The organism is Rhodoligotrophos defluvii (genome assembly GCF_005281615.1).
GTDB lineage: Bacteria > Pseudomonadota > Alphaproteobacteria > Rhizobiales > Im1 > Rhodoligotrophos > Rhodoligotrophos defluvii.
Map to the genome: position 1 here is coordinate 209,485 of NZ_SZZM01000004.1, position 25,667 is coordinate 235,151.

General features: G+C 65.8%; 25 protein-coding genes. 10 read left to right on the forward strand and 15 right to left on the reverse strand.

The window, feature by feature from the left end; all coding sequences use genetic code 11:
* Positions 1–17 precede the first annotated feature (17 nt).
* Positions 18–644: a TetR/AcrR family transcriptional regulator gene (locus E4P09_RS18110; RefSeq protein WP_137391032.1), complete on the reverse strand. Its 627-nt coding sequence runs from the start codon at positions 642–644 to the stop codon at positions 18–20.
* Positions 645–747: 103 nt separating this feature from the next.
* Between E4P09_RS18110 and E4P09_RS18115 the strand changes: the two genes are divergently transcribed.
* Positions 748–1,488 (forward strand): SDR family oxidoreductase, encoded by a 741-nt coding sequence (locus E4P09_RS18115; protein ID WP_137391033.1) that lies wholly within the window; start codon positions 748–750, stop codon positions 1,486–1,488.
* 66 nt (positions 1,489–1,554) lie between these two features.
* Here E4P09_RS18115 and E4P09_RS18120 read toward each other — a convergent pair whose 3' ends face one another.
* The 7 genes from E4P09_RS18120 to E4P09_RS18150 are packed head-to-tail and all read right to left on the reverse strand — an operon-like array spanning position 1,555 to position 10,943.
* Positions 1,555–3,108 (reverse strand): AMP-binding protein, encoded by a 1,554-nt coding sequence (locus tag E4P09_RS18120; protein WP_137391034.1) that lies wholly within the window; start codon positions 3,106–3,108, stop codon positions 1,555–1,557.
* Between the two features lie 34 nt (positions 3,109–3,142).
* Positions 3,143–4,111 (reverse strand): NAD(P)H-dependent flavin oxidoreductase, encoded by a 969-nt coding sequence (locus tag E4P09_RS18125; protein WP_428977729.1) that lies wholly within the window; start codon positions 4,109–4,111, stop codon positions 3,143–3,145.
* 9 nt (positions 4,112–4,120) lie between these two features.
* Positions 4,121–5,620 (reverse strand): sugar ABC transporter ATP-binding protein, encoded by a 1,500-nt coding sequence (locus E4P09_RS18130; protein ID WP_137391035.1) that lies wholly within the window; start codon positions 5,618–5,620, stop codon positions 4,121–4,123.
* Complete coding sequence (locus E4P09_RS18135) at positions 5,617–6,699, reverse strand: SMP-30/gluconolactonase/LRE family protein (protein WP_137391036.1); 1,083 nt, start codon at positions 6,697–6,699, stop codon at positions 5,617–5,619. The genes E4P09_RS18130 and E4P09_RS18135 overlap by 4 nt, the downstream gene beginning before the upstream one ends.
* On the reverse strand, positions 6,696–8,861 hold the full coding sequence (locus E4P09_RS18140; RefSeq protein ID WP_137391037.1) for an ABC transporter permease: 2,166 nt from the start codon (positions 8,859–8,861) through the stop codon (positions 6,696–6,698). The genes E4P09_RS18135 and E4P09_RS18140 overlap by 4 nt, the downstream gene beginning before the upstream one ends.
* Positions 8,862–8,913: 52 nt before the next feature.
* Positions 8,914–9,924 (reverse strand): sugar ABC transporter substrate-binding protein, encoded by a 1,011-nt coding sequence (locus tag E4P09_RS18145; protein ID WP_137391038.1) that lies wholly within the window; start codon positions 9,922–9,924, stop codon positions 8,914–8,916.
* 50 nt (positions 9,925–9,974) lie between these two features.
* Positions 9,975–10,943, reverse strand: a complete 969-nt coding sequence (locus E4P09_RS18150; RefSeq protein WP_137391039.1) for an ABC transporter permease — start codon at positions 10,941–10,943, stop codon at positions 9,975–9,977.
* A 248-nt stretch (positions 10,944–11,191) separates the two neighbouring features.
* On the opposite strand from E4P09_RS18150, the gene E4P09_RS18155 reads away from it, so the two are divergent.
* A complete protein-coding gene (locus E4P09_RS18155; RefSeq protein WP_137391040.1) occupies positions 11,192–12,154 on the forward strand; it encodes a helix-turn-helix domain-containing protein in 963 nt (320 codons plus the stop codon).
* Between the two features lie 28 nt (positions 12,155–12,182).
* On the opposite strand, the gene E4P09_RS18160 is transcribed toward E4P09_RS18155, so the two are convergent.
* The 5 genes from E4P09_RS18160 to E4P09_RS18180 form a co-directional block, all read right to left on the reverse strand.
* Entirely contained in the window at positions 12,183–12,950 is a 768-nt protein-coding gene (locus tag E4P09_RS18160) for an SDR family NAD(P)-dependent oxidoreductase (RefSeq protein ID WP_137391041.1), read from the reverse strand.
* Positions 12,947–13,753, reverse strand: coding sequence for an enoyl-CoA hydratase/isomerase family protein (locus E4P09_RS18165; RefSeq protein WP_137391042.1), 807 nt, complete (start codon positions 13,751–13,753; stop codon positions 12,947–12,949). Before E4P09_RS18165 ends, E4P09_RS18160 begins: the two co-directional genes overlap by 4 nt.
* A 158-nt stretch (positions 13,754–13,911) precedes the next feature.
* Entirely contained in the window at positions 13,912–15,117 is a 1,206-nt protein-coding gene (gene pcaF, locus E4P09_RS18170; RefSeq protein WP_137391043.1) for a 3-oxoadipyl-CoA thiolase, read from the reverse strand.
* Positions 15,118–15,924 carry a CoA-transferase subunit beta gene (locus E4P09_RS18175; RefSeq protein ID WP_137391044.1) on the reverse strand — a complete coding sequence of 269 codons (807 nt, stop codon included), beginning with the start codon at positions 15,922–15,924 and terminating at the stop codon, positions 15,118–15,120.
* Positions 15,921–16,778 carry a CoA transferase subunit A gene (locus E4P09_RS18180; protein ID WP_137391045.1) on the reverse strand — a complete coding sequence of 286 codons (858 nt, stop codon included), beginning with the start codon at positions 16,776–16,778 and terminating at the stop codon, positions 15,921–15,923. The genes E4P09_RS18175 and E4P09_RS18180 overlap by 4 nt, the downstream gene beginning before the upstream one ends.
* Positions 16,779–16,890: 112 nt before the next feature.
* Here E4P09_RS18180 and E4P09_RS18185 point away from each other — a divergent pair, with 112 nt between their 5' ends.
* The 3 genes from E4P09_RS18185 to E4P09_RS18195 all read left to right on the forward strand — a co-directional run bounded on the left by E4P09_RS18185 (position 16,891) and on the right by E4P09_RS18195 (position 18,881).
* The gene (locus tag E4P09_RS18185) at positions 16,891–17,664 is read left to right on the forward strand and encodes an IclR family transcriptional regulator domain-containing protein (RefSeq protein WP_137391046.1); all 774 of its coding nucleotides are present in this window, start codon (positions 16,891–16,893) and stop codon (positions 17,662–17,664) included.
* 71 nt (positions 17,665–17,735) lie between these two features.
* Positions 17,736–18,338, forward strand: a complete 603-nt coding sequence (locus E4P09_RS18190; RefSeq protein ID WP_170984491.1) for a DUF1989 domain-containing protein — start codon at positions 17,736–17,738, stop codon at positions 18,336–18,338.
* Between the two features lie 84 nt (positions 18,339–18,422).
* A complete protein-coding gene (locus tag E4P09_RS18195; protein WP_137391048.1) occupies positions 18,423–18,881 on the forward strand; it encodes a carboxymuconolactone decarboxylase family protein in 459 nt (152 codons plus the stop codon).
* Between the two features lie 69 nt (positions 18,882–18,950).
* On the opposite strand, the gene E4P09_RS18200 is transcribed toward E4P09_RS18195, so the two are convergent.
* Positions 18,951–19,763, reverse strand: a complete 813-nt coding sequence (locus E4P09_RS18200) for a putative hydro-lyase (RefSeq protein ID WP_137391049.1) — start codon at positions 19,761–19,763, stop codon at positions 18,951–18,953.
* Positions 19,764–19,912: 149 nt separating this feature from the next.
* Positions 19,913–20,809, reverse strand: coding sequence for a LysR family transcriptional regulator (locus tag E4P09_RS18205; protein WP_137391050.1), 897 nt, complete (start codon positions 20,807–20,809; stop codon positions 19,913–19,915).
* Positions 20,810–20,953: 144 nt separating this feature from the next.
* On the opposite strand from E4P09_RS18205, the gene E4P09_RS18210 reads away from it, so the two are divergent.
* The 5 genes from E4P09_RS18210 (at position 20,954) to E4P09_RS18230 (ending at position 25,648) form a co-directional block, all read left to right on the forward strand.
* A complete protein-coding gene (locus E4P09_RS18210; protein ID WP_137391051.1) occupies positions 20,954–21,715 on the forward strand; it encodes an ABC transporter ATP-binding protein in 762 nt (253 codons plus the stop codon).
* Complete coding sequence (locus E4P09_RS18215) at positions 21,712–22,413, forward strand: ABC transporter ATP-binding protein (RefSeq protein ID WP_137391052.1); 702 nt, start codon at positions 21,712–21,714, stop codon at positions 22,411–22,413. The genes E4P09_RS18210 and E4P09_RS18215 overlap by 4 nt, the downstream gene beginning before the upstream one ends.
* Before the next feature lie 65 nt (positions 22,414–22,478).
* The gene (locus E4P09_RS18220; protein ID WP_137391053.1) at positions 22,479–23,693 is read left to right on the forward strand and encodes an ABC transporter substrate-binding protein; all 1,215 of its coding nucleotides are present in this window, start codon (positions 22,479–22,481) and stop codon (positions 23,691–23,693) included.
* A gap of 66 nt (positions 23,694–23,759) precedes the next feature.
* Positions 23,760–24,626, forward strand: coding sequence for a branched-chain amino acid ABC transporter permease (locus tag E4P09_RS18225; RefSeq protein ID WP_170984492.1), 867 nt, complete (start codon positions 23,760–23,762; stop codon positions 24,624–24,626).
* Positions 24,627–24,640: 14 nt separating this feature from the next.
* The gene (locus E4P09_RS18230) at positions 24,641–25,648 is read left to right on the forward strand and encodes a branched-chain amino acid ABC transporter permease (protein ID WP_137391055.1); all 1,008 of its coding nucleotides are present in this window, start codon (positions 24,641–24,643) and stop codon (positions 25,646–25,648) included.
* The last annotated feature ends 19 nt before the right edge of the window (positions 25,649–25,667 follow it).

Below are 25,667 nucleotides of genomic sequence, written 5' to 3' on the forward strand. Positions count from 1 at the left end.
GGCACCAGCCTCGCTGATCAGGGAGATCGGCGGGTGGATTCGTCGCGGGCGAGTTCATCCCAGCCCGCCATGGCGCAATCGACGATACGATTGAGCGCGGAGGCCGGCGCCCCGTCCCGCGCCTGGACGGAAAGCCCGTAGATCACCGTCGTGTAGAAGGCAGCGATCGCCTGTGCGTCTGCGCCCTCGGGCACATCCCCATCGGCGATGCCCTGCGCGATCCGACGCCTCATAGCCTCCTCGCCGGCCTGGCGGTTTTCCGCCAGCAGACGCCGCACCGCCTCGTTTTCCGGCGTTCCGACCAGCGAGGCCAGAACCACCAGGCAGCCGCGCGGCTTGTCGGCATCGGCATAGGCGGCAGCGTTGTGGCGAAGCACGGCTTCCACCGCCGCCCGCGCGGTGGGTGCCCCGTCAAGCGCAGCCTGAATAGGCTTGCTCTCGATCATGTCGTAGAGGGCGACCGCTTGCTCGAAAAGCGCTTCCTTGCAGCCGAAAGCCGCATAGAGGCTGGGCTTGTTGATCCCCAGTGCTGCAGTGAGATCGCTTATGGACGTACCCTCGAACCCACGCGCCCAAAACACCTTCATGGCGCGCTCGAGCGCCTGGTCCCGATCGAACGCCCTGGGCCTTCCCCGATCTGCCATTCGCCTGTCCTACCGATTTGTACCTATCAGTAAATAAATGCCTTGACCGTGTGCGGCAAGGTTTCTATGGTTTTTGTACCAAAAGGTACAGAAGGAAACTGAAATGCGGGAACTGGCTGGCAGATCGGCCCTTGTCACCGGCGGCAGCCGCGGCATAGGCGCGGCGATCGTGAGGGCACTGGCGGCGGCGGGCGCCGATGTGGCATTCACTTATGCCAATTCGGGGGAGAAGGCCGGCGCGATGGTGGCCGAGATCGAGGCGGCGGGCCGGCGGGGGCTCGCGGTGAAGGCCGACAGCGCCGACAGCCGCGCGCCCGCCGCAGCCGTGCACGAGGCCGCCAATGCGTTCGGCAAGCTCGACATTCTCGTCAACAATGCCGGCATCTTCCCCTTCGGTCCACCGGAGGAAGTCACGGTCGAGGAGATCGACCGCACGCTGGCCGTCCATGTGCGCGCGGTCTTCCTGGCATCGCAGGCGGCGCTTGGCTACATGGGCGCCGGCGGGCGGATCATTTCAATCGGCTCATGTTTCGCCCATCGCGTCCCCTATCCGGGCGTCACCCTCTATGCCATGAGCAAATCCGCCTTGATCGGCTTCACCAAGGGCTTGGCCCGGGACGTGGGCCCGCGGGGGATTACCGTCAACGTCGTGGATCCCGGCTCCACGGACACCGACATGAACCCGGCAGACAGCGGCAATGCCGATGCGGAGCGCGCGCTCATGGCGGTCGGCCGTTACGCAGATCCGAACGAGATCGCCGCGGCGGTCCTCTACCTCGCGGGAAGCGGCGGCCGCTTCGTCACCGGCGCCAGTATCGCGGTCGACGGGGGGTTCAGTGCATAGGGCGTGCGCCGGGCATTTTCGAGCGAAGTGGACACCGGTTGAAGGCCAGGATCGCTGCGGCGCCGCTCAGCCGAGCATGCGGGCTCGCCCCGCCCAGTATTTCGCGCGGATCGCCTTCTTGTCGATCTTGCCCACGGCGGTGACGGGAAGCGCCTCCACGAATTCGATGCGCTTGGGGGTGAGCATGGAGCCCTTCTTCTCCTTCACGAATTGCTGCAGCGCAGCCGCATCCGCGGCCGCGTCGGCCCGCAGGACCACCACTGCCATCACCGCCTCGCCCCATCTCTCGTCCGGCACCCCGATCACGGCAGCCATGGAGACATCGGGATGGGCGGTGAGCGCATCCTCCACCTCGCGCGGATAGACGTTGAAGCCGCCGGACACGATCATGTCCTTCTTGCGGTCCACGATGTAGAGATAGCCCCGCTCGTCCGCCTTGGCGATGTCGCCCGTATGCAGCCAGCCGTGTTCCAGGGCGCTCGCGGTCTCGTCCGGGCGGTTCCAGTAGCTGGCCATGATATGCGGACAGCGCACGCAGATCTCGCCAGGCTCCCCCTGCGGAACCTCCTGGCCGTCATCGCCCAGCAGCTTCACCTCGCAGTTCATGACGGGAATGCCGCAGGAGGAGAGCAGCTCCGGCTGGCTGGCGTCGTGGTCGCCCTTGCGAAGCACCGAGATCGGATAGCACTCGGATTGCCCGTAGAGCTGCGAGAACACCGGGCCTATGCGCGCCATCGCCTCCATCAGCCGCGTCGGCGAGATGGGCGCGGCGCCGTAGAGAACGAGCTCAAGCATGGACAGGTCCGCGTCGTCGAGCCCGGGATGGTCCAGCAGGCCATAGATCATGGTGGGAACGAGCAGCGTCATGTTGATCCGCTCGCGGGAGATTGTCCGCAGCAGCCGGTCCGCCGCAAATCCGGTGGTCATGTGCACGGTTCCGCCGCGGGCGAGAACCGGGATGATCTTGGTGCCTGCCACGTGGCTTATGGGTGCGACGGCGAGATAGCGCGGCTCCCGCGGGATCTCGAAGTCGGCGAGAATGGCGGCTGTCGCCGGAGCTGCCATGGCATGGCTGCGCGCCACCCCCTTGGAGCGGCCGGTGGTCCCTCCCGTGTAGTTGAGGATCGCGGTATCATCCGCCCTCGCCAGATCTTGCGGCGAGCAGGCGCCGGCCGCATCTGCCGCGGCCAGAAGGTCGGTGCCGTAGCGCGCCGGCCCCGCGGTGAAGACCAAAGCTGCCGCCGATGCGAGTTCGCCTCCGCGCTCGTGATGATGGATGGGATCGACCACCAGCGCGGCGGCCGCGCAATCCTCGATCTGGAACAGTTGGTCGGCCGCGGAGGCGAGCGGGTGGAGCCAGGTGATGGCGATGCCGCTGGCTTGGGCCGCAATGCTCGCGCACCAGACCTCGGCCCGGTTGCCGGTCAGGAAGGCCATTCGGTCGCCCCGACCCAGGCCGGCGGCCGCAAACACGCGCTGGAGCCGGCCGATGAGCTCCCGTGCGGCGCCATAGGTCATCTGGCCGCCGTCCCAAGAGAACGCGATCCTTCCCGGATGGCGGGCGAGAACCCGCAATGCCTGTGAGCCGATCGTCGGCCCGCCATGCAGCGGCCCGTTCATGAGCACTTCCTCCCCAAGTCTATCGACCGGCCTCTCAGGGCGAGACGTCGGTCCTCGTGTATTCGTCGGCGATCTGATCGACGAGCTCGCGAACGCTCATGACCGCATCGACGCCGGAAACGGAATGGCCGGCGCTCCAGATGTCGGTCCAGCGCCGTGGTCCCTCGATCATGACTGTGCCGCCGCCATACCGCTCACGCGCCGCCTCCAGCGAGACGTCCTCGTCCAGTCGGTCCGGATCGAGGCCCGCGCGCGTGATCGATGGCCGCAGCATGTTGGCCGGAAGCCCCGTGAAGGCGCGGGTGAGCAGCACGTCGTCCATGTCGCAGTTCACCAGCATTTCCTTGTAGGCTTGGCTCGCCATGCTCTCGCGGGTCGCGATGAACGTCGTGCCCATATAGGCGAGATCGCAGCCCAGCACGCGCGCCGCCCGCAGCGCGTGACCGTCGCAGATGCCGCCGGCCAGCACGATGGGGCCGGGAAAGATGGCGCGCACCGCGCGGGCGAAGGCAAACCCGTTGAGCCATCCGGTCTGGCCGCCGGCACCGGCCGTCAGCAGCACGAGGCCGTCGGCGCCCGCGTCCATAGCCTTGCGCGCATGGGCCATGGTTGCCACATCCGCGAACACCAGACAGCCGATATCGTGCAGCGCCGGGATGACCGGCGCGGGCGAACCCACGCTGGTGATCACCAGCTCGACCCGGTGGCGCACCAGGCAGGCGAGGTCGTCCTTCAGACGCGAGCTGCGGATGATCAGGTTCGGGCAATAGGGCGCGCAAGGCTGTTCGCCCTCGGCAAGCGCTCCGGCAATTCGAGCAAGCCAGTGGTCGAGCTCGTCCGGGCTGCGGGCGTTGGCGGTGGGAAAGGCCCCGATCGCCCCGGCGCGACAGCTCGCGATCACCAGATCGGGGCCGGAGACGCGCAGCATGGGCGCGACGATCAAGGGCAGCTTGAGGCGCGAGGATATCCGATGGGGAAGTGTCGCGTTCACTGAGTGCTCCATTTCACGGTTCTAGTGCACGGCAGCGTACATGATGCGTTCCTCGTTGGCCTCCTCGGCATCGAACTCCTCGACGACACGGCCCTGCCGCATCACCAGGATGCGGTCCGACAGGCTCAGGACCTCCGGCAGGTAGGACGATATGACGATGACGGCGCGCCCCTCGGCGGCGAGCGCGTTGATGATCTGGTGGATTTCGACGATCGCACCCACGTCCACCCCACGAGTGGGCTCGTCGAAGATGACGAGCTTGGGCTCCTGCGCCAGCGACTTGGCGATGACCACCTTCTGCTGGTTGCCGCCCGACAGCTCGATGACGCTGGCGTCGCCGTTGATGGCCCGGATGTTCAGGGCCTCGATCCAGGCCTTGCCCTGGCGGTGCGTCTCGGCGGCGCTCACCAGTGACAAAAGGCCGGTCTTGGCCGCCATCGCGCCGATATTGATATTGGCCGCGATCGACATGGTCTCGAAGAAGCCTTCGAGCTTCCGGTCCTCGGTGACATAGACGATCCCGTCCCGCACCGCCTGCCGGGGTGTGCGATAGCGGACGGGTCGGTCCTCGAGCTTGATCTCGCCGCCGTGGAACAGGTCGCGCTTGAGCACGCCGGCAATGACCTTCGCGGTCTCCGTGCGGCCCGAGCCGATCAGCCCGAACATGCCGGTCACCTGGCCCGCGAACACCGAGAAGGAGGTGTTGCGGACCATGGCCCCCATCGAGAGGTTCTGCACGCTCAGCAGCTTTCGGCCGGGCCGGCGCGCTGCTCTGGTGATGGCGCGGCCGCCGTAGATCTCCTGGCTCAGCGAGCGGCCGACCATGGCGCGGATGATCGCCTCCCGGTCGAAATCGCGGACATCGCCCGTGGCAACCCGGGCGCCGTCGCGCAGCACGGTGAGGCGGTCCGCATGCTGAAGCACCTCTTCCAGCGCATGGCTGATGAAGATGAGGGAAACGCCCGCTTGCTTGAGGCGCCGCATCAGCCCGAAGAAATGGTGCTTCTCCTCCGGCGTCAGCGACGCCGTCGGCTCGTCGAAAATGATGATGCGCGCCTTCTGGTGAACGGCACGGGCGATCTCCACCATCTGCCGCTGCGCCGCCCCCAAGGCGCTCACGGCGGCGGCCGGGTCCACGTTGAAGTTCAGCGATTGCAGCAGCTGCTGGGCGGCAATGTTTATCCGGCGGATCCTGTTGAAGAACCCTTCCGTACCGAGAAAAATGTTCTGCGCGACCGTTAGGGCGGGCACTAGGCTGTTTTCCTGGTAGACCATGACGATGCCGGCGCTGCGCGCCTCTTTCGGCGAGCCGAAGGCCACGGGCTTCCCCTCCAGGACGACCTCCCCGGAAGTCGGCTGCACGGCCCCGGCAATGATCTTGGTGAGGGTCGACTTGCCCGCCCCGTTCTCGCCGAGCAGGCCGTGGATCTCGCCGCGCATCAGCGAGAAGGAAACGTCCTTCACGGCGGGAATGCCGCGATAGGCCTTGGTGACGCCGCGCAGTTCCAGAATAGGGTTCATGTCTTCGGCAAGTCCCCGGCCGGGAGTTTCAGGATCGCATCGCCGCCCTTGCTGGCCACGAACAGCTGTCCCTCGGCCTCGAGCACGCTGGTGGTGCCGTGCCGGCGTCCATCCGCACGGCTGTGAAGGCTGAGGACCGGATTCCATGCGCTATCGAGCTTGATCACCAGGCCATAGGAGCGGGACGGGGCCCACGGTTTCAGGATGCCCATCTGCTTCACCGCGCCCCCCTGCAGCGGCTCGAGAAAGGAGCGGCCGCTCGCCAGGGCTGGTGAGATCCAGTAGTCCGGCTCGATCTGCGCCATCATCCGCCGGCGGAAGCTGTCTTCGCGCAGAACGAACTCGATCAGCTGGCTGCGTGGCGCGAACACGGCGAGCCAGCATGCCCCGTCCGCGGCCGGCGCCATGCGCGCGGGATATCCCGGAAGGTCCGCCACAAGTCTGCGGGCAGGGGCGCTGCCATTTGGGTCCAGCGCCAGCAGCCGGTGGCTCCAGCTTTCGGAGATCACGATCCCGCCGTCCTGCCCGGCGAGGACGCCATAGGGGTAGCGGAGCCCCGCGCCCAGCCGGCGCTCGCTTCCGTCTGCGGCGCAGATCCAGACGGAGCCGCTGCCGCCATCGGCCGGCCCTGTCTCCATGAGGTCGCGCTGCCAGTGCTCCGGCGAGTGGCGGGCGGAACCCTCGCAGACGATCAGGTCCGCACCGCGGAACATCGCCGCCGTTGCATTCCGGATGCGTGCGCCGCCAGCGGCTCTGAGGGTGCCGTCCGGGCTCAGCATGCGGATGCCCAGGCCGGCAAGGCCGATGGCAAGCACACCGCCCGGTCCCGCGGCCAGACACGTGATCGTCCGTTCGCATACGTGGATCGGCTTGCCCGAGGCAAGCGCGCGGATCTCGCGGCCCGAGGTATAGAGAACCTGCCCGCCGTTCACCGTCAGGTTGTCTGGTGCGGGCGCGGCAAGGGCCTCCGCCTCCTCGAGGTGCTGGTTGGGCTTGAGGGCGCCGTCCATCGGCGGCACCGTCACGGCGGCCGTGCCGCGGCCCGTCAGCCGGTCGAGCTCTCGTCTGATGAGGTTCATCTGCCGCCCCAATAGGAGTCCCACCCGGTCCACGCTTGGTCTGCGCCCGCCAGCCGGTAGCGGCCGATGCGGTTGTTGGAGATGCCCCCGAGATACAGGCTGCCCTTGTGCTCGCGCATGGAGGTGATCATGGGGTGGTTGACCCCGGCGAGATCCCACAACGCATCCAGCACCTCGCCGCGTTCGTTGAACTTCACCACGCAGCCCGTGTTGATATTGGGGTAGAGCCATTCGTCCTGGGCGATGCGGCGCGACATGCGGCGGCGGAAACCGGGCATGCGGAAGGCCAGATCCACCGCCGGTGCGCGCATGCCCACCACCGCGAGCCAGTAATTCCCGTCGGAGGCGCGGTTGATATTGTCGGGATAGCCGGGGAGCGACGGGATCACCGTCTCGACCTGCCCCTTCTTCGGGCCATCGAGCCAGTAGCGGCTGATGCGGCAGGCCCAGGTCTCCGCGAACAGGATCGAGCGTCCGTCATGGGCCGTGCAGATGCCGTTGGGGAACACCAGGTTGCGAAGAACGGTGCGGGTTGCGCCGCTGGCCGGATCGTAGCAGACGATGCGCCCGTTGCCGCGCCCCTCCAGCGCGTCCACCGGCCATTGGTGCATCTCGTAGCGGATGGTCGCTTCGGAAAAGAACACCCGGCCATCGGGCGCGATGTCGAGGTCGTCCGCGAGCCGCAGCCGTGAGTCGTCGTTGACCGAGAACAACGAGCGGTTGGTTTCGTCGGTCGCCTTGGACACCGTGCGGTCCGGCGCCACCCGATAGAGGCCCATGCCGCCCACGCACACATAGAGGTTCTCGTCGCGGTCGAACGCCATGCCCAGCGTGTGCCCGCCGATATGGGCGAAGAGCTCCATCGTCCCATAGTCGGGCGCGAGGAAGCGCATGACGTCGCCGTGCCGGGTGCCGCAATAGAGATTGTCGGCGCGGTCGAAGATCACGTCTTCGGGGCCTTCCACCCGCCCCAGTCCGATCAGCTCGACGCTGCGCAGCTTATCGTTCACCGCGTAGGGTGACCCCGAACCGGCGGCCGTCGCGGGGGCCGGCGGCAGGTCGTTCACGGTGGGCGACACATAGACCTTGGACAGGATCTTGTGCCGGTTCTTGAGCCAGCGCACATCCACCGCCGCGGCGAGCAGCAGGATCAGGCCCAGCACCATGTTGCCGGCGCCGGCCTGCATGCCCAGCCGCACGACACCATTGGTGATGATCAGCACGATGACCGCCCCGATCAGCGCCTTGCCCGTGGAGCCGCGGCCGCCGCCGAGGCTGTTGCCGCCGAGGATGGCTGCGGCGAGCGCCGCCAGCTCGAGGCCCACACCGGCATCGGCCCCCGCGCTGGACAAGCGCGCGGCATACATGAAGCTCGCCATGCCCACCAGCACGCCGGATGCCACATAGGTGCCGCAGATGGTCCACCGGACCGAAAGGCCCGAATTGTGCGCCGAGCGGCGCGACCCGCCCACGGCCATCACGCGCCAGCCCGGCCGCGTGCGGCTGAGCACCACATGGCCGACCAGCACGGCCGCCACAAGCAGCAGGGCGCTGAAGGGAATGCCGAGCACGGAGCCGAAGCCGATGAAATCCCAGGCTGCCGAGGAGGCCATCCCGCCGGAGATCTGCACCGCATAGCGCAGGAGCAGCATGTCGACGATGGCGCGGATGATGATCAGCGTCACCAGCGTGGTGAGAAAGGCGCGCAGGCGAAGCAGCCCGACCAGCACCCCGTTCAGCAGTCCGACCAGTCCGCAGGCGAGCAGGGTGCAGGGCAGGGCCTGCCACACCGGCCAGCCCAGCATGTTCATCAGCGCCAGCGCCACGAAATTGCCGAGCGCGAAATTCGAGCCGACCGAGAGATCGATGCCGCCGGCCACCATGACCACCATCATGGCGAGCACGACGAAACCGAATTCGCCGAGCTGGCGGGCGGAATTCGCGAGGCTCGCCGGCTCGAAGAAACCCGGGATCAGCGATCCGAACAGCGCGACCGTCAGCACCAGGAAGCCCAACGGCGCGATATTGTCGATCCACCTCTTGGCCAGAAGCTCGCCGAGCAGGTGATCGGGAATCCACCGGTAGCGGGCTTTGAGCAGGGCGTTTGCGATCGTGGTGGCGCGCGGCGCCTGCACCCGTTCGGATGTTGCGAGCTCGACCATGCTCCGTCTCGTTCAGGGGTGGGTGGGAAAGGTGGGCGGCAGGGTGCCGCCGTCACCTCGGCTGCAGTGTCCAGCAGCTGCCTGGCCCGACCGTGTCCTTGGTCAGCAGCCTCACTGGCGAGTAGTTGATCACCTTCATCGACCCGGTATCAGGCTTGACCTGCAGCAAGGTCTTGATCATGCCGTTGAGGTCGCGGCCCTGGCCCATGGCGTCGTAGTTGACCAGGGCCGAGAAATTGCCGTTGGCCACGTTGTCGCATGCGGATTGCGAGCCTCCGGCCGAGGTCACCACGAACACCTCGTCTGACTTGCCCGCTTCGCGCACCGCCGCTGCCACGCCGGTATCCATGCCGTCCCAGAAGCCGATGACGGCGCAGAGGTCGGGATGCTGCTGCAGGACCGTCTGGGTAATGGCCTTGGCCTTGGAGGCGTCCCAGTCGGCGGCCTGGTTCGAGACGACGCTGATCTCAGGGTGCTCGGCCAGCACCTTCATCACGCCGTGGATCTGGTAGACGCTGGCGCCGCTGGTCAGCACGCCCTGCACGATCGAGACCTTGCCGGATTTTCCGCTGCCCTTGCCGCAATGCTCGGCCACCAGCTTGGCCTGCGCCTCGCCCAAGCCGTTCCAGTCGGCGCCCACATAGCCTTCGGTCATGTAGGCCGATTTCATGTTGACCTGCAGCACGTAGATGCCCTGCGCCTCGGCCTGCTTGAGCAGCCGCGCGTAGGATTGGACGTCCGGGTTGTGGACCACGATGATGTCGGGCTTCTCGGCGATGAGCTGGGTCAGCACCTGGGCGCCGGCATCCGTGCTCCAGTTCGGATCGCGCACGATGTACTCATAGCCCAGATCCTTGGCCTGCTTTTCCATCTGCGCGCTCCAGGCCTGCGTCAGGTCTATGCCCATGGAAACCGGCACGAAGGCGACCGTCTTGCCTTTGAACGCTTCGAGATAGGCGGCCCGGCTGGGGTCCTCGAGGCCTTCGGCCTGAGGAGACGTGACAAGCCCCAGGCAACCGGCGGTGATGGCGCCAACAGCGCAGACGGCATTGCAAAATCGCATGTAGTGATCCTCCCTTTGTTCTTGTCCGGCACGCCGCCGGCTGGCCTCAGTCAGATGTCTCCCTGTTGCGCGGTCTGCTCGTCGCGCGGGTTGACGATGCTGTCGATGATGATGGCGAGCAGCAGGATGAAGCTCTTGATCACGTTCTGCAGCGTGTACTGCACGTCCAGGATGGTCATGCCGTTCAGCAGCGTGCCGATCAGCAGGGTTCCGACGATCACGTTGCGCACGCCGCCCTTGCCGCCGGAAAGGCTGATGCCGCCGAGCACGACCACGAGAATGACGTCGTAGATCAGCGTGGAATTCACGATGCGCGTGTTCATGCTGGTCACGCCGGTGGCGACGATCAGCCCGGCGCCGTAGCCGATCACGGCCGAGATCGCGTATTGCAGCACTGTCAGCGGCCGCACCGGCAGACCGGTGATCCGGGCGGCGGACGGGTTGTCGCCGGTCGCATGGATGAACTGGCCCGGACGCGTGCGGCGAAGAACCATCGCGAGCAGCGCGGCCGTCAGCACGAACAGCAGAATGGGGACGGGCACGCCCCAGATCTCGCCGCCCCCGATCCAGCCGATCGCGGCGGCATTCTTCGGCATGGCGATCACGTCCTGGCTGAACAGGGCGAACCGGCCGAAGCCATAGACGAAGGCGCCCATGGCCAGGGTGGCGAACAAGGGTGGGATCTCCACATAGGCGATGAGCCATCCGGAGGCAGCGCCGACGCAGACGGCAAAGGTCAGGCCGATGGCGAGTGCGAACCACAGCGGTATTCCGCCGTCCGCCAGCATGAACGCAAACGCGGTGCTGATCGCCATGGTCGCAATCAGCGACAAATCGATGCCGCGGCCGATGACGACGACCGCCATGCCGATGGCAAGAATGCCGAGCACGGAGACGCTGCGGATCAGCGCGATCAGGTTGCCGTAGCTGAGGAAATTCGGCAGTGCGATTGCAAACCCGCAGAACATCAGCAACCAGAGCAAAAAGACGATGCGCTCCTGAGAGAAAAACTTCTGCATTGTTCTTGTCGGTACTTCGATGGGTGGAAGCGCCATTCCTCCAGAGGCTGTCAGGCCCCAGTCTCGGCCATGTCATAGTCGGTCGCGATGACGAGCTCTTGCCTGGCTCTGCTAAGGATTTACGTCAGAGTGCAATCGCCATGGGCAATGGTTGAGGGATGTTCTGAGATGTGCTTTTCTCGGAACGGAGAGCAAGCTCATAAAAACCCGCACAAAAGCTTGCATGCACACAGCTCTGGGAGGAAGTTGTGGAGACCGTCTTCGATACCGGCTCACTGCCGCGCCCGCGTCGCTTCCAGGAATGGCAGGCGGCCATCTGCGATCTCTATGCCCATGTGGACGTCGCCTCCGATCGGCAGGAGAACTGGGACGGCTATGTGAGGGAAGCGCATTTCGGCTCGCTCACGTTGACCGATACGCTGCTCTCCCGGCAGGTCATCTCGCGCCGAAGGCGCCATCTCGCCCGGCTGGACAACGACAACTACTTCCTGACCATTCCCCAGAATGGCAGCATCGTCTGCGTGCAGGGCGGTTCGGATGTCATGGTGAATTGCGGCCTTGCGGGCCTGTTCACGGTGGCGGAGGAATATGACCTCCACTATGCCTCCAAGGTTCGCGCCTACTATGTGGAGCTTTCCCGGGAGGATTTTGCCGCGCGGTTCTCGGCCAAGGATCGGCCGCCGCTGACGACGACCTTGAATATCGGTACCGGCCTCGGACGGATCGTGGCGGAATTGTGCGCGCTGCTCTCGGCGGAGGCGCCGCGTCTCGACGCGGTGCAACGCGAGCGGTTGGGGCAGCAGTTCATGGACGTGCTGGCGCTCGCGATCCAGTCCAGGCGGTCGGACGAGCCGGTTGGCGACCATCTCGTCCAGCAGGCGCGGTTGAGATCGATCAAGGACTATATCGAGAGGCATCTGGCGAACCCCAACCTCTCACTGGCCTCGATCGCCAGGAACAACGGGATCTCGCTGCGCTATCTTCATCACCTGTTCCGGGCCGGCCATGAATCAGCCGCGGAGTGGATATGGCACAGGCGATTGCAGCGCTGCTACGACATGCTCGCCTCGCCGGACTTCGCCCATCTGTCCATCACGGAGATCGCCTACTCGATGGGGTTCAGCAGCTCGTCCCATTTCAGCAATCTGTTCCGCAGCACCTTCGGCATCCGGCCGTCGGACGCGCGCCACGCGCGTCGCCGCCCGATCTGAGCTTTTCGGAGCCAGGGCCGGGGACGGGTCAGACCCCGCCATAGGCGGTCCAGCCTCCATCGACGATCAAGGTGGCGCCGGTCACGAAGGAGGCGGCATCCGACACCAGGAACGCCACGGCCGCGGCGACTTCGCTCGGCTGGCCCAGGCGGCGCATCGGGGTCCGCGCTGCGATCCGCGCCCGGTCCAGCCCTTCCGCGAACATGCCGCGCGCCATTTGGGTATCGATGAACCCGGGAGCGACGCAGTTGACTCGGAGGTTCTTGCCGGCCCATTCGCAGGCGAGGTTCCGGGTCAGGTGAATGACGGCCGCCTTCGAAACGCCGTAAGCATTCGAGCCGGGAAAGCCGCCGAGCCCGGTGATCGATGCGACATTCACGATCGCGCCGGGCATTGCCCGCTGCAATGCATGCCGGGCGAATTCACGGCAGGCGAGATAGGTGCCCCGCAGGTTGACCCCGATCACGTGCTCCCACACGTCCAGCCGCTGGTCGGCGGTCCGTACTAGCGGCTCCGCCACACCGGCATTGTTGATGAGCAGGTCCACGGCTCCGGCCGCGCTCCAGGCTTGCGCCATCATGCCGATGACGCCGGCCTCGCGCGAAATGTCTGCAGCCAGGACCAGCGTGTCGTCCGGCAGCCCGCACGAGGAGACATCGAGCCGCTCCGGGTTGAGATCGGCGATGACCACGCGGGCACCCTCCCGCGCCAGATGGCAGGCGATGGCGAGGCCTATTCCACCTGCCGCACCGGTCACCAGCGCCGTTCTGCCGCGGAACGTTCCGGGCGCCGTCATTTGCGCGTGGCCTCATGATCGGCCGCGGCCTTCGCACGGGCTTGGAACGCCCGGACCAGGCGCCGGTGATCTTCCGACGCATTGGTGAGCGCTTCATAGGCCAGTCCGGTATCCATCATGCTGTGGGCGAGCTGCTTCAGCGCGATGTTCACGGTCGTCTTGCTCCAGCGGATGGCCTTGATCGCACCGCCCGCGAGGCGGTCGGCGAACGCGTCGACCTCCGCATCCAGCCGTTCCGTCGGCACCGCGTGGTTGATCAGCCCGATTTCGGCCGCGCGCCGGGCGGAAATGCGGTCGCCGGTCATCAGATATTCCTTCGCGCGGGCAAAGCCGATGAGTTGCGGCCAGATCACCGCGCCCCCATCGCCTGCCACCATGCCGATGGAGACGTGAGGATCGGCGAGATACGTGTTCTCGTCCGCGAAGATGACGTCGCAGAACAGCGCGATGGTCGCGCCGAGTCCTATGGCCGGCCCATTGACCTTCGCGATGATTGGCTTCTCGCAGTCCAGCAGGCTGAAAATGATGGCTTTCGCGTCGCGGACCACCTCTTCGAACTTGCTGTGGTCTTCGATCGACTCGTTCAGCCAGTTCAAATCGCCCCCGGCGCAAAAGGCGCGGCCGGCGCCGGTGACCACGATGACGTCGGAGTCCGGGTCATGTGCCGCGTCGTTGAAGACCCGCGCCAGTTCCCGATGCAGGACGCCGTCGGTGGCGTTCAGAACATCCGGACGGTTCAGCGTCAGCGTCAGAACCCGTCCGCGGCGACCGAACCGGATTGCCTCGTATTCGCTGTCCTTCATTCCCTCAGCCCGTGCGTTTCCTTCCGTCGAGCGCTTCATCGCGCCCAACCATGGATAACGCCCGGTACAGAGGGCGGCTTGCCTCGTTGCGCATCACCTTTGAACCAGGGCGCAATCCGAAATGCCGCGCGCCGATCTCGTCGGGCGAGCCCGCCCGATCAAGCCTTCTCCATCGCGATGGCGATACCCTGGCCGACACCGATGCACATGGTGGCCAGCGCCAATCTTGCACCGCGCTCGCCAAGCTCGAGCGCGGCCGTGCCGGTGATGCGCGCGCCGGACATGCCGAGCGGATGGCCGAGCGCGATGGCCCCTCCATGAGGGTTCACATGCGCCGCATCCTCGGGGATGTCGAGTTGGCGGAGCACCGCGATCGCCTGCGCGGCGAAGGCCTCGTTGAGCTCGACCACGCCGAAGTCCTGCGGCCTCAAGCCAAGCCGCCCGCACAGCTTGCGTGTTGCCGGCACCGGGCCGATGCCCATGAGGCGCGGCTCGACGCCAGCCACGGCACCGCCAAGGATGCGCGCCAGTGGTCGCAGCCCGTATTTCCGCGCCGCGCCCTCGGATGCGATGATCAGCGCCGCCGCGCCGTCATTGACGCCCGAAGCATTGCCCGCCGTCACCGTGCCGCCCTGCCGGAACGGTGTCGGCAGCTTCGCCAGCACCTCGACGGTGGTGTCGGGGCGCGGATGCTCGTCTGTGGAGACGACGACAGGATCCCCTTTCCGTTGCTGGACCGGAACCGGCACGATCTCCTTTTCGAACCTGCCGCTGGCCTGCGCTGCGGCCGCCTTGTGGTGGCTGCGCACCGAAAACGCGTCCTGGTCCGCCCGGCTGATCTGAAAGTCCTCCGCCACGTTCTCGGCTGTCTCGGGCATGGAGTCGACGCCATATCGCTCTTTGATCAGCCGGTTCACGAAGCGCCAGCCGATGGTGGTGTCATAGATCTCCGCATTGCGGGAGAAAGCCGCCTCGGCCTTCGGCATGACGAAAGGCGCGCGGCTCATCGATTCGACGCCCCCGGTGATCACCAGATCCGCCTCGCCGGCCTTGATGGCGCGCGCCGCGATCGCCACCGCATCCATTCCCGACCCGCAGAGCCGGTTCACCGTCGAGCCCGGCACCTCCAGGGGAAGACCCGCAAGCAGCAGCGCCATGCGCGCGACATTCCGGTTGTCCTCTCCCGCCTGGTTGGCGCAGCCATAGATCACATCATCGACGGCGGCCCAGTCCACCTGCGGGTTGCGGCTCATCAGCGCCTTCAGGGGAATGGCCGCGAGATCGTCCGTGCGCACCGACGAGAGCTGCCCGCCGAAGCGGCCGATAGGCGTGCGGACGTAATCGCACAGGAACGCTTCGGGCATTCAGGCATCCTCCCGTCTCTTGGCGGCCGTATCATGCGCGGCTTTGGTGCGCGCCTGCAGGTCGCGCAGTGTCGTCAGTTCCAGTTCGGTCGGTGGCGGCGTTATGTCCAGCCTTTCGGCGAAGCGCGCCGGCCAGCCGCATGTTTCCGCCACCTGCTCCGGTGTCACGCCGGGATGCAGCGCCGTGACCACGAACTCCTTGGTCACGGGGTCGGGCTTCCACACGGCGAGGTCCGTGATGAGCAGGGTCGGCCCTGCCGTCTCGATACCCAGGCGCTTGCGGTGGTCGCCGCCTTCGCCATGCCCGAACGAGGTGACGAAGTCGATGCTTTCCACCATGCTGCGCCGCGACTGCGCCATGGTGATGTATATCTCTCTTGCGCTGGTCGCGATTTCTGGCGCGCCGCCCCCGCCGGGCAGCCGCGTCTTCGGCTGCGCATAGTCGCCGATCACCGTGGTGTTGATGTTGCCGAACCGGTCGACTTGCGCCGCTCCGAGAAAGCCGATCGAGATGCGGCCGCCCTGCAGCCAGTAGCGGAACATCTCCGGAACAGACACGGTGGTGATCGCGGTGTCGCAGAGCTCGCCGTCGCCGATCGACAGCGGCAGCACGTCCGGCGCGGTCCCGATCGTTCCCGACTCGTAGATCAGGGTGATGTCGGGCGCATGGGTCAGCCGCGCCACATTGCATGCGGCGGACGGCGCGCCGATCCCCACGAAACAGACGTCGTCATTCTTCAGCGCCCGGCTCGCCGCGATCGTCATCATCTCCGACGGTGTGAAGGCGTTTGCGGTTGTCTCGGTCATGCGGCCTTCCTCAGATGCGCCACGCGCGCGGCAAACTCGTCCGGCGTCCTCTCCATCACGTTCTTCTGCATCCATGCGCGAAATCGCTCCCGGTCTGCGGCGATTGCGTCCCATTCCACATAGGCGGCGTTGTCGCGCACGTAATAGCCATGCGTATAGGACGGATGCGCCCCGCCGGGCACCACGGCGATGGCCGTGACCGTCCAGGACGGCAGCACGCACATGTTCGGATGCAGGTCCTTGAAATCGTCGACGACCTCCTCCACGGTCACCACCGAACGCTTTGACGCCAGCACCGCCTGCTTCTGCACGCCGACGATCCCCTCGATCAGCACGTTGCCCTTTCGGTCGGCCTTCTGCGCATGGATGAACGCCACGTCCGGCCGCAGCGCCGGCACCGCCGCCAGCTCTTCGCCGGTGAAGGGACAGGTCACGGTCTTGATGGTGGGCGTCACCCTCGCCAGCTCGGCGCCGCGATAGCCGCGCAACACGGCGAAGGGCAGGCCCGCCGCGCCGGCATCATACGCATTGGCCATCGCGGAATGGCTGTGCTCCTCGAGCTCCAGCGGTCCCGGCCAGCCATTCTCCACCGCATCGCGGATGCGGCGCAGCAGCCCGACGCCCGGGTTGCCGGCATAGGAGAAGATCATCTTCCGCGCCAGCCCCATGCCGATCATCTGGTCGTAGATCAGGTCGGGCGTCATGCGGATCAGCGTCAGGTCCCGCACGCCCTGCCGGATGGCCTCGTGGGCGGCGGCCGTCGGGATCAGATGGGTGAAGCCCTCGAAGGCGGCGGCATCGCCGGCCCTCAGGTTTTCCGAGACCGCTTGTGAAAGCGGCATGAAAGTCGCCATGCCCCCGCCTCAGAGAAGTTCGTATTGCGAACAGATGTATCTCATGCGATACTGTTAGATCGCACGCGGGCGGAAAAGTCAATCGCTCCCGGCCTGTCTGTGGTGGAGCTGCATGAACGATCAGGTCATATCGCGCGACCATGTGGGCTCGCTGGAGCGCGGCCTTGCGGTCCTGGAGATTCTTGCGCGGCATCCGTCCGGCATGACCCTCACCGAGATGGCGGCGGAGGCTGGGTTGACCCGCGCGGGAGCCCGCCGTTTCCTGCTCACGCTGACGGCCTTGGGCTATGCCACGCGGTCCGGCCGGCTGTTCGCGCTGTCGCCGCGTCTCCTGACCATCGCGCGGACCTGGCTGCAGAGCGCCTCGCTCTGGAGCCATGCCGAGCCGTTCATGCGCGAGGTCGCCGCGGCCGTGAACGAATCCTGCTCGGCCGCGGTGCTTTCGGAACAGGATGTCGTCTACGTCGCGCGTGTTCCCGGCCGCCGCATCTTGAGCGTGGCGCTCAATGTCGGCACCCGCTTGCCCGCCTGGTGCACCTCCATGGGCCGCGTGCTGCTGTCCGAGTTGCCCGAGGCCGAGCTGCGCGCGTTCCTCCGGCGCGCCGATATCATCGCGCGGACGGTGAAGACCATCACCGACAGGGAGGCGCTGGCGGCGGAGATTGTCCGGGTGAAGGAAAAAGGCTTCGCCGTCGTGGACGAGGAGCTGGAGATCGGGCTGCGCTCGATCGCCGTGCCGATCCGCAACCGCTCCGGCGCGATGGTGGCGGCCATCAACGTCTCCACGCAGCCCGGGCGCTTTTCGATCGACGACATGGAGCGCGAAATCCTCCCCCGATTGCGCAATGCCGCCCGGGCGATCGAGGATTACTTCGTCGTCCAATAGCAGCAGGGTATTCTGCGCGCTCGATGATAGAGTGCGGGGAGATTCAGCCCGGATCAGTCGAGGAGCAGGGGATGGATTTCCATGAAGTGTCGCCGAAGGGTGGGCTGGCGGTTCGCCTGAACACGGGGAGAACGCTGCGGATCGTCACCCCGAAGGGGCAACAGGCCGCCGACTTCTTCGCCTACAGCGCCAGCAATCTGCGCGAGTGGCTATCGCCCATGCACACCTGGGTCACCACCCGTTCGGTGAAACCGCGGGCCGGTGACACCTTGCTCAGCTGCTTCCGGCGACCCATGCTCGATTTCACGGCCGACAGCGCCGGCGGTGTCCACGATATGATGATCGCCGCGTGCGATCAGGCGCGCTACGAGCAGTTTGGCGTCGAAGGACCCCACGCCAGCTGCGCCGAGAACCTGAGGGTGGCCATGAGCCGCCTCGGCCATGTCGTCGACGTCGTTCCCCAGCCCGTGAACTTCTTCACCAACACCCATGTCGAGCCGGACGGCAAGCTCGTCTCCCCGCCAAATCCGGTGCCGCCGGGAGCGTTCGTGGAACTGAAGGCACGGATGGATCTGGTGTGCGTGGTCTCGTCCTGCCCCTTCGATCTCCAGGTGCCGGGCTGGACCATCAATGCCGCCGCCGGTCCGACGGAACTGCATCTGGAGATCCGTTGAGCGCAAAAATTTATCCCGTCATGTCACACGCGGGCGGTCTCGGCTCGTCTTCTCATCGCAAGTACCCATGACGGAGAACCGACGATGACATCCCGACCAAATCCGTTCGCCACGCGCTTTGATCTGATACAGCCTTTGATTGACTTCGGAAAGTCGAGCCAGGAGGGGCTCGATCCGGCCATTCAGGAACTCGTCAAGATTCGCGCGTCCCAGATCAATGGCTGCGGCAAGTGCCTGCAGATGCACGTGAGCGACGCACGCCGGAACGGCGAGACCGAGGAGCGTATCTACATGCTCGATGCATGGCGGGAGTCGTCGCTCTACAGCGACAGCGAACGCGCCGTCCTGGCATGGACCGAAGCCCTGACGCGGGTCGAACAGACCGGCGCGCCCGACGAGGCTTACGAGGCGCTCAAGTCGCATTTCAGCGAGGAGGAGCAGATCAAGATCACCCTGCTCATTGCCGCGATCAACGCCTTCAACCGGGTGAATATCGGCTTGCGGGTCAGATCCGTGGTGCCTGGCGGGCGGAAGGCGGCCTGACAGCCCGGAATGACGTGAGCCTCTGATGATGCTTGCTCTGGTGGCGCCGCACTTGCCGATCGGACGAGATCAGGATCCGCGCGCCGCGAGGCCCAGCGATGCGCCTTCGGCCAGATGGTCCGTCACCAGCATGCAGCCCGGCTCGTGGGTGATGGCGATTTCCGGGCGGGCGGCGCGGATCGCCATCTGGGGGGTGACGCCGCAGGCCCAGAAAACCGGGATATCGCCTTCCGCCATCAGCGGCGGGTCTCCGAAATCCGGCTTGTTCAGGTCGGTTATCCCGATGAGCGCCGGATCGCCCATATGCACCGGCGCACCATGGGCCAGCGGGTAGCGCTCGGTCACGATGATGGCGCGGATCGCATCCTGAGGGCTGAACGCCCGCATCGAGACCACGAGCGGTCCGCCGAACCGGCCTGCCGCCGCCGTTTCCATAGTGGTGATGTACATGGGCACGTTTCGGTCGGCCTCGATATGGCGGACCGGGATGCCCGCGCGCACCAGCGCCGCTTCGAACGAGAAGGAGCAGCCGAGCACGAAAGTCACCAGATCATCGCGCCAGACCCCATGAAGATCCTCGACGGTTTCGCTCATCTCGCCATTCCGGAAGATCCGGTAGCGGGGCACGTCGGTCCTGATGTCCAGGTCGCGGCCCAGGCCGGGAAGGCGCGGATCGCCTGGCTCGCTGATCCCGATCAACGGGCACGGCTTCGGGTTGCGAACGCAGAAGCGCAGGAAATCGCTCGCCTCGCGCTCCGGCAGAATCGCGATGTTGCCCTGCATGTAGCCCGGCGCCTGCCCGCTGGTCGGGTTGGTGAACGCGCCTTTCCGGATCTGTTCCCTGAGCGTTACGGGATCCAAGGTTTGCGTGGCCAGGTCCATTGCACTTGCCCGTCCCAAAATCGGCTTCCTTCACCAGCGCCCAGGCGCGTGCGTCGCGGCGCTGCTGTCTCCTGTAGGCAATGGTTTCATCAACAAATGTTCACGTCAACCGATCGTCGCAAGATCAAAACGATCTGCTCAGTCGATCGTTACGCAGAATCGATTTCCGCCGCTGCCGAGAGGGCGGCTTGATGGAGGGCTGCGATCATCTCGCCATTCTGAGCAGGCATGTGCGCCAGCACGAACTCGAGGTCGGAGATCCTTACCTCTGGTGTCGTCTCGATCCGCCGAAGGCGGCCGGTCGCCAGATCCGCTTCAGCCATGGGTGCCGGCAAAAGGCCGATGCCGAAGCCGTCGCGCACCAGGTGCATGGTCGTGGACAGAGACGCGCAGCCGTGCAGAAGCGGAGCCGGCAGATGGGGATCGGCGAACAGCCGTTCGAGCTCCCGGTACGGAATGGTTCCCTTGGAAAAGGTCACGATGGGATATTGCGCCAGGTCGGCCAGGCCGGCAGGCCGCTGCGGCAGCACGATGGAGGGAGCCGCGAACCATGCCAGCGCGCAGGAATAGATGGGGCTCGACACGGCCCGGTCCGGTGCAAGCTGCCGCATGAGAACCGCGACGTCGAGTTCGTCCTCGAGCAGCTTCCGCGACATCACCGGCGAGGTGTCGACCGATAGCTCGAGGCGGATCCCCGGCATGCTCCCCATCCGCGTCAGCATTCGCGGAAACCACGTATGCACGATCGTTTCGGCCACACCGATGCGAACGGTCCCGGCAAAGCCGGCCAACGGCGACACGCGAGAAACGATGCCGTCGCGCATCGCGATCAGCCGGCCGGTGTGATCAAGGAAGTCGCGGCCGACCGGCGTCAATCCGACCCCGCGGTGCCGCCGCTCGAAGATCCTGATCCCCAGTCGCTCTTCCAGGGCCGCCACACGCGCCGACAGAGCCGATTGCGCGATCTGCAGCTTCGCGGCGGCCGCCCGGAACCCGCCGGCGCGCGCGATCTCCTGAACGATTTCGGCATCACGGATGTCGAACATGACGGCTGCGGTCCCCCTGCTCCGGTTTTCTACGATCGTCTTTTGAGATCAAACTGATCTCCCTCCGATCTATTGACATGAACATTACCGGATGCAACACTTTTTCAAGTCGCACGTATTGTTCATCCTGGGGCCGGAAGACAATTGGCGGACCGAGCTCTCCTTCGCACCGAGCACCTGTCCAAGAGCTTTGGCGGTGTTCACGCCGTGGAAAGCGTCTCGGTCACGGTCGTCGAAGGAAGCATTCACGCGATCATCGGTCCGAATGGGGCCGGGAAGACCACGCTCTTCCATCTGCTGACGGGCGTTTACCCGCCATCGAGCGGGCGCGTCTTCTACCGCGGCCAGGATATCACCGGGTACGGAGCGGCCGAACGCGTCAGCCTCGGCATATCGCGCTCCTATCAGCGCACCAATATCTTCCCGCGCCTTTCCGTCCGGGAGAACCTGCTCCTCGCGGCGGGCCGCTCCGCGGGCGAGCAGTGGTCGTTCGATCCGCGCGGGCCAAGCGCCTCCGCACGCGCCCTGGTCGACGAGGTTCTGTCGGTGCTCGATCTGACCTCGGCCGCCGATCTCGAGGCGCAGACCTTGCCCTATGGCGCGCAGCGGCTGCTCGATATCGGGATTGCCCTGTGCTGCCGTCCTGAGCTCCTGCTCCTGGACGAGCCGACGAGCGGCCTTTCTTCGGCGGAACTGCGTGAAGCGGTCGACACCCTTGCAGCCCTCCGCAAGAGCTACACGATCGTGTTGATCGAGCATAACATGGAGCTTGTCGTCGGCCTCGCCGACCGCGCCACTGTCTTGAACTTCGGCCGTGTGATCGCCGAGGGCACGCCGGAAGAGATCGGCGCCGATCCGGCCGTGCAATCTGCTTACTTCGGATCGAGAAGGTCGGCTACGTCATGAGCAGGCTCGCGGTGGATCGCATCGATGCCTTCTATGGCAAGAGCCATATCCTGCACGATGTGTCGCTTGAAATCCCCTCGGGCAACGTGGTGACGCTGCTCGGCCGCAACGGCGCGGGAAAGACCACCACGATCCGGTCGATCTCCGGTCTGCTCAAGCCGGCATCCGGCGCCATCCGGCTCGACGACGAGGACATCACCGGTTTGCGCGCTGATCAGGTCGCGCGCCGCGGCGTCTGCTCCGTGACCGAAAGCCGGGATGTCTTCACCCACCTCACCGTCCGCGAGAACCTGGCCATTGCCAGCCGGAAGAACAGCGCTTGGCCCATGGCCCGCGTGCTCGACGACTTTCCGCTCATCCGGCCGTTGCTCGACCGGTCCGGCGGGGCGCTCTCGGGCGGCGAGCAGCAGATCGTGGCCATAGCCCGCGCCCTGATGCTGGATCCGAAGATCCTGCTTCTCGATGAGCCCTCGCAGGGTCTGGCGCCCATAATGGTCGATCGGGTGCTGGAGGTGCTGGCGGACCTGAAAAGGGCGGGGCTCGCCATGCTGGTGGTAGAGCAGAAGCTCGACCTGGCGCTTGCGCTCGCCGAGCACGCTTACATCCTCGAGAATGGGCGGGTCGTCTACCACTCGTCGGCGGCGGAGCTTGCTGCCGATTCCGCCGTCATTCACCGCCATCTGGGAGTCGGATCCTAGGTTGCTCAGCAATCGGGCGGCGGCACATCAGCCGCGTCACCTTGAGGAAGAAAGGGAGGACGGAAATGGCTTTTTATCTCGACCGCAGAACGCTCCTTGCGAGTGCCGGCGCCCTGGCCGGATTGTCTGCCTTGCCGTTCGCAAGCCGCCCTGGCTACGGGGCACAGGGCCAGGTATCGGTGCTCGGCATTATTCCGCAGACCGGTCCCTACGCCGCCGACGGCGAGCGCATCAAGCGTGGCCAGGAGATGGCGCTTGAGGATTTCCGCGCGTCCGGCAGCGGTCTCGACGTGAATCTGGTGCTGCGCGACAGCGCCGGCGACGCCGGAACCGCCACCCGCCGCGTTTCGGAGGCTATCGAGCGCGAAAATGTCGTCGCCATCGCCGGGCCGTGGGCGGATGACGTGGCGGCCGCCGTCACCGAGGTGGCCAAGCGCGAGAAGCGCGTGCACTTCTGGAGCGGCGGTCCGCTTCCCTGCCACCGTTACTATTTCCAATGGGCTCCCCCTTACTATACGGGCGTGAACGCCACGATGCGCTATATCGCCCAGCAGCAGCCGGACGCGAAGCGCTGGTATATGCTCACCTCCGACTACGCGTTCGGCTGGACGCTCGAGGAGCTGGAGAAGCGGATCGCGCCGGAGCTCGGCATCGAATTCGTCGGCTCGGCCCGCCACGTGCTCGGCGAGCGTGAATTCAGCCCGTATATGAGCGAGATTGCGGCCGCCAATCCGGACGTGATCGTCCTCAACAACTTCGGCCTCGACACGGCCCAGGCGCTCCGGGCCGCACACTCGTTCGGCTTGACCCAGCAGGCGAAGATCCTCGTGCCCTGGGGCAGCGGCATCGAGGACTACCTGAGGCTTGATCCGTCCATCACCCAGGGCGTGGTGATCGGTTCGGCCTATTACTACACGATCGACAACCCGACGGCGGAGAGTTTCGCAAAGCGCTACATCGAGCGGTTCGACGAGCCGCCGGGATATCCGGCCGGCAGCGGATACGCCGTGATGCGGCTCATCCTGGAGGGTCTGGCCAGGGCCGAGAATACCGAGCCGGCCAGCCTCGTCCGCGCCCTCGAGGGGTGGGAGGGAGACACCGTCGTGGGCAAGACGCGGATCGACCGCGACACGCATCAGACCTACCGGCCCTTCTTCGTGACCGAGGGCAAGGCGCCCGACCAGGTGCAGGGCAAGTTCGACCTGGCGCGGATCGTCAGCACGGTCGATGCGGATGCGCCGGCCGACGTCATCGGTTGCGAGAACATCGGCGACCTCTGAGGCAGCCGGCGGCCGTTCGCGCCCCCGAGACGGCTGCCGCTGCTCCCCTTGCGAGATCGAAGAACCTTGGAACTTCTGCTCCTCAAGCTGCTGAACGGTTTGACCACGGGCGCGCTTTACGCGGTCATCGCCTTTGGCCTCACCTTCATCTTGGGTATGCTGAACATACCCAATTTCGCGCACGGCGCCCTCTTCGCGCTCGGCGGCTATGTCGGCTATACGCTCCTGCAGCAGACGGGCTCCTACTGGATCGCCCTGGTGGCTGCGCCCCTGGTCCTCGCGGCCTTCGGCGCGGCCTTGGAGCGCGGCTTTCTCCGTCCGCTTTATGGGCGGGATCCCGAGGACGAGAACTATCTTCTGCTCGCCTTGTTCGCCTTGGCCATCATCCTGCAGGAGGTGATCATCATGATCTGGGGGGCGGCGGGCGAAAGCGGCCTGCCGCCGCAGATTCTCGCTGGCGCGGCCCCGCTCGGGCCGATCTATTATCCCAAGTTCCGGCTCTTCGTTCTGGGAAGCGCCGCCCTGATCGTTCTTCTGTCATGGCTGTTCATCGAGCGGACCCGGGCGGGAGCGTTGATCAAGGCGGCGATCGAGAACCGCGATGCAGTCATGCTGCTGGGCGTCGATATCCGCATTCTGTTTGCCGCCAGCTTCGCCTTCGGCACGTTCCTCACCGCGCTCGCGGGCGTGCTGAGCCTGCCGATCCGGGGCGTCCACCCCTTCATCGGCATGGACATATTGGCCATATCCTTCGTGATCGTGGTGGTGGGCGGTCTCGGCAATCTCTATGGCGCGATCTTCGCCGGCCTGCTCGTCGGCGTGCTCCAGGAGTTTGCAACCCTCATCCATCCTCTGGCATCCTGGCTCGCGGTCTACCTGACCATGATGGTGGTGCTCCTCGTTCGCCCCAAGGGCCTTTTCGGCCAGCGTTGAGAGAAAGCCCGCGAATGCTGAATGCACTCCAAAGGCACGGGTCGGGGCAGGCGGAGACATTGGTCCGCGCGGTTCCGAGCACCCTGGCCCTTTGCCTCATCCTCGCGGCTTTGCCGATACTCCTGCCCATGGCCTTGGCGGTGGATATCGTCATCCTGGCCATCGCTGCCGTGGCCTTCAGCCTCATGCTCGGCCAAGCAGGCATGCTCTCCTTCGGGCAAGCGGCCTTCTTCGCGCTCGGCGCCTACACGGCTGGCTTTCTGGTGAAGAGCTTCGGTTTGTCCATCATCCCTGCCTTGCTGGCGGGTGCCGCCATGGGCGGGGCCGGCGCTGCCGTCGTCGCGTTCCTGACCACACGCCTGCGCGGCGTCTATTTCATCCTGATGACCCTGGCCTTCGCGCAGCTCGTCTACTTCGTGGCGCTGACCTGGCGCGACGTCACGGGCGGTCCGTCCGGGCTCAGCGGCTTCTCGCGCCCGCTGCTCGGCTTTGGGGTGGGAACGGTCAGCCTCGATACGTCCTTGTCTTTCTACCTCTTCGCATCGGCCGTGCTGCTGGTTGTCTTCGGCCTGCTGCTCGTCATTCTCAATTCCCCCGTCGGCCTCATCCTGCGCGGCATCAAGGAGAATGCCGACCGGCTCGAAGCCGTCGGCTATCCGGTCTGGCGCTACCGCTTCTTCGTCTTCACCGTCTCCGGGATCATGACCGGCATAGCCGGTGCCCTCTACGCCTTCCAATGGCTCATCGTGCCGGTCAGCACGGCCGCCATGAACCAGTCGGCCGCCATCGCCTTCATGTCCATCCTCGGTGGCGTTGGCCATCCCCTCGGCCCCATCGTCGGTGCGGCCATCTACACTTGGCTGAGCGACATCGCCTCCAGCTACTGGGCCCGCTGGCCCATTCTGTTCGGCGCCTTCATCATACTGATCGTTTTCTTCATGCGCGGCGGCATCATGCAGGGCGTCGGCATGATCGGCGGCTTGTTCAGGCGCCGATGGCGTGCAGGGCGCGCAGAGGTATGAGCTTTCCGAAGGAGGGCCC

What these genes read in the sequence shown, in the direction of transcription:
- E4P09_RS18110 (WP_137391032.1), bottom strand. Translation starts at nt 644, where the DNA reads ATGGCAGATCGGGGAAGGCCCAGGGCGTTCGATCGGGACCAGGCGCTC.
- E4P09_RS18115 (WP_137391033.1), top strand. Translation starts at nt 748, where the DNA reads ATGCGGGAACTGGCTGGCAGATCGGCCCTTGTCACCGGCGGCAGCCGC.
- E4P09_RS18120 (WP_137391034.1), bottom strand. Translation starts at nt 3,108, where the DNA reads ATGAACGGGCCGCTGCATGGCGGGCCGACGATCGGCTCACAGGCATTG.
- E4P09_RS18125 (WP_428977729.1), bottom strand. Translation starts at nt 4,111, where the DNA reads ATGGAGCACTCAGTGAACGCGACACTTCCCCATCGGATATCCTCGCGC.
- E4P09_RS18130 (WP_137391035.1), bottom strand. Translation starts at nt 5,620, where the DNA reads ATGAACCCTATTCTGGAACTGCGCGGCGTCACCAAGGCCTATCGCGGC.
- E4P09_RS18135 (WP_137391036.1), bottom strand. Translation starts at nt 6,699, where the DNA reads ATGAACCTCATCAGACGAGAGCTCGACCGGCTGACGGGCCGCGGCACG.
- E4P09_RS18140 (WP_137391037.1), bottom strand. Translation starts at nt 8,861, where the DNA reads ATGGTCGAGCTCGCAACATCCGAACGGGTGCAGGCGCCGCGCGCCACC.
- E4P09_RS18145 (WP_137391038.1), bottom strand. Translation starts at nt 9,924, where the DNA reads ATGCGATTTTGCAATGCCGTCTGCGCTGTTGGCGCCATCACCGCCGGT.
- E4P09_RS18150 (WP_137391039.1), bottom strand. Translation starts at nt 10,943, where the DNA reads ATGCAGAAGTTTTTCTCTCAGGAGCGCATCGTCTTTTTGCTCTGGTTG.
- E4P09_RS18160 (WP_137391041.1), bottom strand. Translation starts at nt 12,950, where the DNA reads ATGACGGCGCCCGGAACGTTCCGCGGCAGAACGGCGCTGGTGACCGGT.
- E4P09_RS18165 (WP_137391042.1), bottom strand. Translation starts at nt 13,753, where the DNA reads ATGAAGGACAGCGAATACGAGGCAATCCGGTTCGGTCGCCGCGGACGG.
- pcaF (WP_137391043.1), bottom strand. Translation starts at nt 15,117, where the DNA reads ATGCCCGAAGCGTTCCTGTGCGATTACGTCCGCACGCCTATCGGCCGC.
- E4P09_RS18175 (WP_137391044.1), bottom strand. Translation starts at nt 15,924, where the DNA reads ATGACCGAGACAACCGCAAACGCCTTCACACCGTCGGAGATGATGACG.
- E4P09_RS18180 (WP_137391045.1), bottom strand. Translation starts at nt 16,778, where the DNA reads ATGGCGACTTTCATGCCGCTTTCACAAGCGGTCTCGGAAAACCTGAGG.
- E4P09_RS18185 (WP_137391046.1), top strand. Translation starts at nt 16,891, where the DNA reads ATGAACGATCAGGTCATATCGCGCGACCATGTGGGCTCGCTGGAGCGC.
- E4P09_RS18190 (WP_170984491.1), top strand. Translation starts at nt 17,736, where the DNA reads ATGGATTTCCATGAAGTGTCGCCGAAGGGTGGGCTGGCGGTTCGCCTG.
- E4P09_RS18195 (WP_137391048.1), top strand. Translation starts at nt 18,423, where the DNA reads ATGACATCCCGACCAAATCCGTTCGCCACGCGCTTTGATCTGATACAG.
- E4P09_RS18200 (WP_137391049.1), bottom strand. Translation starts at nt 19,763, where the DNA reads ATGGACCTGGCCACGCAAACCTTGGATCCCGTAACGCTCAGGGAACAG.
- E4P09_RS18205 (WP_137391050.1), bottom strand. Translation starts at nt 20,809, where the DNA reads ATGTTCGACATCCGTGATGCCGAAATCGTTCAGGAGATCGCGCGCGCC.
- E4P09_RS18215 (WP_137391052.1), top strand. Translation starts at nt 21,712, where the DNA reads ATGAGCAGGCTCGCGGTGGATCGCATCGATGCCTTCTATGGCAAGAGC.
- E4P09_RS18220 (WP_137391053.1), top strand. Translation starts at nt 22,479, where the DNA reads ATGGCTTTTTATCTCGACCGCAGAACGCTCCTTGCGAGTGCCGGCGCC.
- E4P09_RS18230 (WP_137391055.1), top strand. Translation starts at nt 24,641, where the DNA reads ATGCTGAATGCACTCCAAAGGCACGGGTCGGGGCAGGCGGAGACATTG.